The 8,862-nt window shown below is 52.0% G+C and carries 8 protein-coding genes; 5 read left to right on the forward strand and 3 right to left on the reverse strand.

All coding sequences use genetic code 11. The annotated features are described in order from the left end of the window. The first annotated feature begins 1,356 nt into the window (after positions 1-1,356). The 4 genes from H6750_20560 (at position 1,357) to H6750_20575 (ending at position 3,410) form a co-directional block, all read left to right on the forward strand. Positions 1,357-1,671: a hypothetical protein gene (locus H6750_20560; GenBank protein ID MCB9776707.1), complete on the forward strand. Its 315-nt coding sequence runs from the start codon at positions 1,357-1,359 to the stop codon at positions 1,669-1,671. A gap of 344 nt (positions 1,672-2,015) precedes the next feature. Continuing rightward, entirely contained in the window at positions 2,016-2,660 is a 645-nt protein-coding gene (locus H6750_20565) for a PrsW family intramembrane metalloprotease (protein MCB9776708.1), read from the forward strand. A gap of 122 nt (positions 2,661-2,782) precedes the next feature. Next, entirely contained in the window at positions 2,783-3,127 is a 345-nt protein-coding gene (locus H6750_20570) for a hypothetical protein (GenBank protein ID MCB9776709.1), read from the forward strand. Between the two features lie 97 nt (positions 3,128-3,224). Continuing rightward, positions 3,225-3,410, forward strand: coding sequence for a hypothetical protein (locus H6750_20575; GenBank protein MCB9776710.1), 186 nt, complete (start codon positions 3,225-3,227; stop codon positions 3,408-3,410). Between the two features lie 456 nt (positions 3,411-3,866). On the opposite strand, the gene H6750_20580 is transcribed toward H6750_20575, so the two are convergent. The 3 genes from H6750_20580 to H6750_20590 form a co-directional block, all read right to left on the reverse strand. Then, on the reverse strand, positions 3,867-4,922 hold the full coding sequence (locus tag H6750_20580; protein MCB9776711.1) for a hypothetical protein: 1,056 nt from the start codon (positions 4,920-4,922) through the stop codon (positions 3,867-3,869). 125 nt (positions 4,923-5,047) lie between these two features. Continuing rightward, positions 5,048-6,460, reverse strand: coding sequence for a HAMP domain-containing histidine kinase (locus H6750_20585; protein ID MCB9776712.1), 1,413 nt, complete (start codon positions 6,458-6,460; stop codon positions 5,048-5,050). Then, complete coding sequence (locus H6750_20590; GenBank protein MCB9776713.1) at positions 6,453-7,133, reverse strand: response regulator transcription factor; 681 nt, start codon at positions 7,131-7,133, stop codon at positions 6,453-6,455. The genes H6750_20585 and H6750_20590 overlap by 8 nt, the downstream gene beginning before the upstream one ends. 226 nt (positions 7,134-7,359) lie before the next feature. On the opposite strand from H6750_20590, the gene H6750_20595 reads away from it, so the two are divergent. Then, positions 7,360-8,502 carry an LbtU family siderophore porin gene (locus H6750_20595; GenBank protein MCB9776714.1) on the forward strand — a complete coding sequence of 381 codons (1,143 nt, stop codon included), beginning with the start codon at positions 7,360-7,362 and terminating at the stop codon, positions 8,500-8,502. Positions 8,503-8,862 lie beyond the last annotated feature (360 nt).

Consider the following 8,862-nt stretch of genomic DNA (forward strand, 5'->3'; position numbering starts at 1 on the left):
AGTGGGCTTCCCCGATTCATACAGCACCTATTCATTATTTTCGTTACACTGGAAGGATCCGCAACACCCATAGTGAAGACGTACGGGCTCCCTCTTTCGAGGGGGATACACACTTCCGTTGAATTCTATAACGGGGTCGCAAATCGATGTACAGTACGCGCGAGGGTACAGCACACGCCTTCAAGGAGTTTCATTTTGCATGCGGTGATGAAATTCATGAAATAGGACCTCTATAATGATGAAAAACCTCCTTCACCCCCAACGGGAGGATTACCCATCAACTCGTGGCCGCCTTTGGCACGACAACCGCCGAAGAGGGCGCCAGACATCACAGAAACATTTACGGCCCCAAATGGCCAACGTCCCCTGATTGCCAGCGACCAACCGGCCAAAGGGACGGATGAGACACAGGATGAGAATACCTTCACCAACCACCCACAGCTTAGACACCGGACCCTGGCACCAACGTGCCGGTGGCAACGATCAACGACCGACAGGTCGCCACCTTCTACGTCTAAAAACCTTAAATCCCCACAAGCCTGACTCCCAAACCTCGTACTCTTGCTTCAGCGTGCAGACACCGACAAGCCTTCTTCTGAGAGGGGGCAACCATGAGCGCGGTCAGAACGTCAGAGGAAATCCATAACACCATGAAACTCCCCTGATAATTTTATTGGTACTCGGAAATGCTGAGGAAGTTCCGACAGCTCCCCGCACAGAGGGGAGAAAAACTATGAAAACTCGGCAGCCGTCCATCAAAACACCAATAACCTTTCAAGCATATCCATGACCGATATCCCAACTGCCGGCGGGACGTTGAAGATTTTGGCAACAAACGGGCCGCAATGAAACGAGTCATGGAGCAATACGCCAAAGCGTCTGGCCGGAAAGTAAAAATACTCGACCATGTGAACCGAATGGCAAAGATGCGAAACCAACTCCAGCAGAAGACATCTATGACTGCGTAAAGGACCAAAAACCAGGACGTCAAAGATCCATACAACACCGATCGAAAACTCATGGGAAGGCGTGCCTCCCCGTTCACAGCACCGGCAGGTGCCTGGGCTCCCGCAACCAGGCAATGGGGATACGACAACCGATGCGAATTCTTCTCCATATCAGAATTCCCCCGACTCAGACTCACCCTCATCCGGAGGAATCGAAAGCATACCGCCCCGGCATCCAACGCGATTCACCATCTGAATCTTCCGGTCCCGGATGAGGAAAGCACTAATAGCAATACAGGCCCCGGCCCCTGATCCCTTCCCCGAGCTCCTCATGATAATTTCGGAGGGAAAGAGTGAAGAGGGGCTCACCAGCCAGACAACCAGCTTATCAATGACGGAGACCGAACCGATGGACATCCCCACAACGTTTCTACTCTGCATCACCGGTCCCGACCGCGGCAAGCGGTTGGCGATATCAACGGAGATCATACTAGGGCGATCGACTCTTGCCAGATTCTCAGCGACGACCGGGAAGTGGCAGACTGCCATGTGGCCTTTCGGTGGAACCAACAATTTCCCACGATTTCGCGCCATTGTTGACGCTCCCATTTTCGTGGATGGACATCGGGCCACAGAGAGGGCGATAGCAGTCAACCAACAACTTCGGATCGGACGGTATTTGGCAACTGGGTGGCGATTTGTCGCCAGGCTTATACCAGGTTAGCTCGATCACATCGGCGGACCAAATCAGTTCGGTGGCCGGCTTGGAACGTGTCAAAGGCTTCAACTTTTGGAATGTTCTCGGAGGTCATTCGAAACGCAGGGACGAGGGTTGATTGCTTTCACGTGGGCACGCCCAGCCACGACGCCAGCCATCTGAGAATCAACACCTCCTGGCCGAAACCTGGGCCTTCTTCAAGGTGTTCATGGTCTCTCTCCTCTGATCACCACCTCGGGTTTGTGTTTGCGCTGAATACTTCGGCAACTATAAACTCGTGCCCGGACTCATTGTCACCGGGTCATTCGCCCAGTTCCCATGTCCCTGCTCATCTTCTTTTCGAAGTGAACGTGCCTCAACGGAACATTTCGTTCATACCAGGTCCTCAAATTGGTATTTCTCGGCGGTATCCTCTCTCTTATCCCTCTCCTTATTTTTATTCGAACTACCGGCTTATCCGGCTGGCTGGCGCCGCCAGCCTGGGGAATTATCGAAGAAATCAGCCAAAGCCCGGTGCATTGTTATTGATGATCAATAGACTGCAGTACCGCTGGACGCTGGGCAGTATGCTCTTTGGAGCTGCGGTCGGAACTGGATTCGCTGCCTTTGAATCAGCAGGCTACGCACTGGAACAACTCCTGGCGTCCGGCGGAGGTGCCATGCTGGATAACATTACCTATCGGGGATTTTTGAGTATGGTCGGCGGGCATGTGCTCTGGACATCCATGGTGGGAGCGGCCATATGGCGAATCAGAGGAGATCAGGATTTTCATTTCGGCATGGTCAAGGATTCACGGTTTCTGAGAGTCCTTGGGATTGCCATGGCCCTACACATGGTGTGGAACATGCCGTTCCATCTGCCGCTCTACATGAAAGAACTGACGTTAGGGTTTGTGGCCTGGGTCGTAATCTTGGGGTTGATTCAGGAAGGTCTCAACCAAATCCACCAAGCCCAACAGGAATTCCTCGCCTCAAAACCTCCAGCCTCTTCCTGACATTCTCCACCGGATTCACATTTGCAATGAAAGCCATCAACAGCAGCCAAGAACCATCAAGAATCGTAGCGTGGCACGTCATGACCATCGTGGCTCATCTCACATAAGACACGCCTCCAACGATGCTTCCAACCGATACGCGCACTTCTGGCTTTCAGCCTGAACGGTTTTCGTTATTCGCAGGCGATCTCGTTAACCGCCTCTTTGGCGCCATAGGCCTTCCGGATACCGAAACGTTGACCTTAATCGGACGAAGCCTGGTGTTGATCAGCGTGACCTGGGGAGCTCTGGCTATCCTCGCTACGGCAAGCCAGGTTCACACCGGACCGGCAGGAGAAATTTTCTTCAAGGATTTCGCCACCTATCGGACTCATCATCAGAGCCCCCTTGTTATTCACGGCGCCTCTTCTCATGTTTACCAAACAGCTCTACCACGCCAAGTGGAACGCCATGGAGCAATACCATGAAAGAGCGACCGAACGGGCTAAAATCTTTGAGGAGAAATGGCTCTATGCCTGTAATACGTGAAAAATGAATGTGATGGGCGGGAGTGATCTGCTCGGGATGAAAAACCTGAGCGAGGGCTATGACCCCATCAGTACCATGCGGGTGGTCCCGTTCGACATGCGGTCGTTCCTCGAACTCATGGGGCAAACCCTTGGCTCGTTGCTTCCACTTCTACCGTATCTGAGCCTTCCTGAGCCTATCCAAACAATCCTTGAAAGCATCCTGCAACTCACCCGGCATTGATGTCACCCAGTGCCTGGTTGTGAGAGCAGACGTTCTTGGCCAACCATTCAATCAGGTGAATGGATAGTATGCCATGAAACGCATCAGATCTTAGGCTGCACCTTGGAACGTGACCACCAGCAATCGCCGAAAACCACATTTCATGCTTGCTGGTTAACCAACCTCGAGCCACCTGACGGCGGGATGGAGGGGACCATACAGGAGTGAAAAGGTCCCCTCCATTGTTGAGAGGGTATGAGATCGCCTTCAACCCAGGGATCGGGCTCACCCGCCGGAGAGGATGTTCCTAGCATCCCTCCTAGATACCAGCCATCCTCTCACTTCGTTAATGTTTCGTGAGCTTCCTCCAGTGAGCATAGTCAACGTGTCGGAATGCCTACATGCGGCACGTCAAATTGTTCAGCCTGCCGAATTGATACGACACATATCCATGAGCAACTGCGCCCGTGAACATGGTCATGGTTGAATCACCTGAATAAGTTCTTCGCGTTTCCCGGTGTCCAGATCAATCACCAAAATATTTCCGATACCCGGAGCATAGAACTTTTTCTCCACATGCCCAGGATCAATAGGAAGGAAATCATGGGTGACCACACAACGGTCCGCACAATCAGCCGCCGGAGCACGTTCCTGAGTTTCGGTCGTGGCGATCACTGTAGCCATATCCTCAGCCTCGCCGAGAGCGAACTCCTGACGGTAGATATCCCCGACTTCGGGATTGGCCTTCATGATGATTCCCGGTTTGGCGCCATCGACTCCTCCGGTCCACGATCCGTCGAGATTTGACAGTTCCCCGTTCTCGAAATTTTTGGCGATTTCACCGAAATACCACACATTGCCGAAGATGTCCTGAGCATACCAATCAATCGTGTCTTCAATCGTTTCTCCATGCTCTTCCACGACATCCCGAATAACGGTACATGTCACCCCGAGAATTTCTTTGGTCTCCTCTGTGACCGTCACCGTGATCGTTTCATCCCCGGCTTGCAGCACTCGGACCAGTCCTGGAACGAGTGGGAAATACGGATTCGGGGTTGCCGCAGCAGCGGCCGGGCTTAAGAACTCAGCGGGATTGATTTCAGGGTCATAGGGTCCCTCGCCGAGCGCCGTACAAATCTCAAGTCTGGACTTCTTTTGTTGATGACAGAGAGTTCGGGCTTCGCGATGCTCATGTTGGGCATCCCGCAGACATTCACGAAGATTCCCCTCATGACTGTCGTTGAGACATTTGCCATAGGCGATCCAGAAGTTGTCTTTGGCATCGTGCCGGCACGCCCGTAATGCAGCTTGGGCGGTGCCGGAACAGGTCCTCCTGTCATGATGACCACCGAGGGTTTCGTCCTCTTCGTCATCGTCCCGATCGAATGCCCACACAACCGTTCCCGATGGCACGAGCATCACAATCGTCAACATAAGTAACACCGACAAGAACAGAAACGGCTTCAATCGCTCAAAAGTCCGACAGAATCGGAGCTGGAACCCGCCCGTACCAGGATAAGACAGCTTGGTCATAACGTCTCCTCTCTGAAATTGTGAAATGTTGAACATGCATCATGTTTCAAACAGACGCTACCAACCCATTCTCACCGGAAACTGGTCGGACTATTTCAATTTGATAATGTTGGACAGAAGGAGAGCTAGACGGAGGGAAGAACTTCAGGACAGGGGAGCACGACAAAAAACGTACTGCCTTTTTGGACTTCACTGGAGACCTGAATGTCTCCACCATGTGAACGGGCGACGGTTTGGGCAAAACATAATCCCAATCCAAATCCATTCATCGGGGAACGACTATGGTCACAGCGAAAAAACCGGTCAAAAATGCGCTGCAAATCACCCGAAGGAATGCCAATCCCGGTGTCCGAAATCGTTAAGCGACACTCATGGGTGAGCCGGGTCAGCGACACACTCACCCGGCCTCCGGCGGGCGTGTATTTCATGGCATTGTCCAGCAGGTTGGCCGCCATCCGTTGGAGATGGGCTGTATGGCCACGGACATAACAATCCGGAGCGACCGCCACATCCAGCATCACATGCTTCTGCTCAGCGACCGCTTCAAATAATTCGCATAAATCGTTGATCAAGGCAGACAAGTTGACCGATTCCCTTCCTTCAGGGTGTACGCCGGACTCCATTTCGGCCATATCCAAGGTAGTATTAATCAAGTGGATCAACCGGTCGCACTCCTTGACGGTTTCGGCTGCGGCTGCCTTTTCCTGCTCCTTGGCCGGATAGTCAGACAGAATGCCTTCAGCTGACGCGCGAATGCGGGCCAAGGGACTCCGCAGATCGTGAGCAATGTTGTCCGTCATTTCGCGCATCCCCTGGATGAGGCCACGAATCCTCCCGGCCATCGCATTGAAGGTTTCCATCAGCGTTTGAATTTCTTTTTCTCTGGCATCGACCCGGACTTGTCGGCCTAGATCGCCACGCTCAATATCCCTCGCTGCGCGGCTCACTGCTTCAATCCCACTGACCGCTTTTCTGGCAATCAGCCAACCGATTCCTGCCGAAAGAGGGACACCGAAGAAGACCATTCCGGCAAACACTTTGAGCAGCATGTCCATGATCACGGCCTTCTGCTCCAGGGTTTCCCCAGCCTGGAATACCAGTCCAGGCCCGATTTGTCCAACAATCATCCTGGCAGGAACGTCGTGCTGAGACAATTCGAGGGTTCGTAGAAAAGGACCGGAAAAGGAACGGTTCTGGTGCATAACCTCCTGGGTGATCGACGGAAGATCCTCCCAAGCGGACAGATCGGAACTAAACAGACTATGTCCCTCCGCATCAAGCAACCGTAGAAATATTTTCGACTCGTCGCTGGCTTCGCTTTCTCTGGACAATTCCGCCACGACCTTATCCAACCCACGTTCCCGTAACAATTCTTGAAACTCCGCCACATCTTCCCTGAGATCTTCGTTCATCCGTCGATCCAGCAGATTATCCATATAGAGGTACAGCCCCAGCAAGGCGCACGCAAGACATAGCAAGAAGGCGGAGACATACCAGAACGTCAACCGAAACGTCAGCGTGTTGGGCAAGCTAAGCATGAGGATGTTTGAGAACGTATCCGAGCCCCCGCACCGTATGAATGAGCTGGAGGGTAAACCCTTTATCGATTTTTTCCCTGAGTTTGCTGATCCGGGCTTCGACCACGTTCGTTCCGGGGTCGAAATGATAATCCCACACCCGTTCCATGATCATGGTTTTAGATACGACATGCCCCGCATTCCGGATTAAATATTCCAGAAGAGCGAATTCTTTCGGTTGGAGATCCAGCTTCTTTCCGGCTCGGGACACGGTCCGAGCAAGAAGATCCAACTGTAAGTCTTCAAACGACAAGCTAGAAGGTTCCGCCACATGTTGCGCTCGCCGGAGCAGGGACTCAACACGAGCCAGCAATTCACTGAAGGAAAACGGTTTAATCAGATAATCATCCCCTCCTCTGCGTAATCCATGGATCCGATCATCGACGGTCCGTTTCGCACTCAGGATAATAATCGGGAGTGACTTTTTGGCTTGTCTGATCCGATCCAGAATCGTCAACCCATCCACGCCCGGTAGCATAAGATCCAGGATACCCACGTCATAATCCTGAGTGAGCGCCGCCTGCAACCCAATCTCCCCATCCGCCCAATGATCGACGATAAACCCGGCTTCCTTCATCCCCTTCCGGATAAAATCGGCAATAATTTGGTCATCTTCGATGAGCAGAATTCTCATGCAGCACGATCTTTCGCATCCTTTGAAGGCGCCCTCATCATGCCCTTTCCGATTTGATGAAAGTCAAGTTTGACTCTCCAGTCCCTTCCAGCCACTATTTTATCCCAGAGAACGCCGAGAGCCACATTATCATATGATGAACTTATCATTCGGTCGTTGAGTTAGTTGCCAAAGATTTGAGATAGTCTGTGGAAACTGATGGGGTTTTGCAATATCTGACGTTTCCATGAGCCTATCATCACCCATCAACCAGAGCATAGGCATTCTGGGCTTGCTCGTGATCGTAGGGTTCGGGACTCTTCCACAGGCCGCAGCACAGGAAACAACGCCCGCCGACACCACCACGCCTGCCTCCAAACCTGTCAGGATCTACCGAACGCCCGATGAGCGACGGGAAGCCGCATTAGGCAGACAACTCACGCCCTGGCTCCTCTTCGGAACGGTCGTCGATCTAGAAAAAGATTGGAGGACGACCAATCTTTCCCATGGACGAAAATCCGTCATGAATCCGGATCCGTCTCTGGCCATTGAATTGGGGTTCGAACTCACATCTTTCAAATGGCTTGAAGCAGAACTCCTCTTTGCGATCGAAGACAACGGACGTCGACATTATCAAGAGGTAGACGAAGGATTCGTCGGTGTGAACGTCGGAGAGTTTGGGGCCAAAGTCGGGCTGCTCTACCTTCCATTCGGAGAGTTTTACAGTCATTTCGTTACCGGTCCCTTGCTGGAATTCGGACAAACCCGAAGACCGGCCGGCATTATCGACTATACGTTGTGGGAGACGGTTGAGATTCTGGGATATGTGTTTGACAGCCAAGTCAACAAGCAGGGAACCCACAGAAAGGTTTCGATCGATTGGGGGTTGGCGGCAGAAGTAACTTTACTTGACGAATCGATCCGTATCGGCGGGGGATATATTTCCGATCTCGGAGAAGGAGAGGGAGATTTCTTTTTGGATTTCCGGAATAAGTTCAGACGACGGGTCCCAGGCTGGAACTTACACGGAATGATCGGACTCGCGCCGTTTGAATTCACTGGGGAGATTGTGCATGCCACGGAATCCATCCGTGAATTTCCCATGAATGCGGATAAACCGCTGGCCTATAACTTTGAGGTGGCCTATTACCCATCACAGTGGGACTGGATTCAGTTCGCCGTACGGTATGAGCGGACTGCCGAATTGGAAGATGAACCAGAAATTAGTTATGGGGTTGGTACCACGATCCGGCCATTTGAGAGCCTCAATCTGAGCTTCTCGGGGGAATATCTCCATGGAACCTTCAAGAAGGGATTTGCCTTGGATGCCGACAACAATCAACTACGGAGTTATGACCTGTTTGCACTCCAAACCACTATTCAGTTTTAAAAGATCCAATTACTATTGCAATACTGATGTTGGACGGAGGCTAGGTATCAAAGCTCCCGGCAATATCAATGGGAACACGACGCCGCGATACCGTGAGTTCGGCGGAACACGACAAAACATTACATCCCTGCAGCCAAAAAGAACCTGCACGAGTTAGGGTGTGAAGGCCATAACCCGTGAGGATCATTCATCTCGAAAAGGAAAAGGCCACCCGATTGGTCTATCGAGTTTGTTCGAGATAGAACTGATTTTGACTGCTGCCTAGGGAAGAACGATCCAATTGAACGGTTCCTGCCGCAGACAGTGGAAAGCTGCCGAGTTCAAATTCTTGGAAAAATGTGCCAGAAAAAATTCGCTTCA

This window comes from Nitrospiraceae bacterium, from assembly GCA_020632595.1.
Lineage (GTDB): Bacteria > Nitrospirota > Nitrospiria > Nitrospirales > UBA8639 > Nitrospira_E.

Bases quoted from the DNA above. Each gene is read 5' to 3' on its own strand.
- H6750_20560 (MCB9776707.1), top strand. From the start codon at position 1,357: ATGGACATCCCCACAACGTTTCTACTCTGCATCACCGGTCCCGACCGC.
- H6750_20570 (MCB9776709.1), top strand. From the start codon at position 2,783: ATGCTTCCAACCGATACGCGCACTTCTGGCTTTCAGCCTGAACGGTTT.
- H6750_20575 (MCB9776710.1), top strand. From the start codon at position 3,225: ATGAAAAACCTGAGCGAGGGCTATGACCCCATCAGTACCATGCGGGTG.
- H6750_20580 (MCB9776711.1), bottom strand. From the start codon at position 4,922: ATGACCAAGCTGTCTTATCCTGGTACGGGCGGGTTCCAGCTCCGATTC.
- H6750_20585 (MCB9776712.1), bottom strand. From the start codon at position 6,460: ATGCTTAGCTTGCCCAACACGCTGACGTTTCGGTTGACGTTCTGGTAT.
- H6750_20590 (MCB9776713.1), bottom strand. From the start codon at position 7,133: ATGAGAATTCTGCTCATCGAAGATGACCAAATTATTGCCGATTTTATC.
- H6750_20595 (MCB9776714.1), top strand. From the start codon at position 7,360: ATGAGCCTATCATCACCCATCAACCAGAGCATAGGCATTCTGGGCTTG.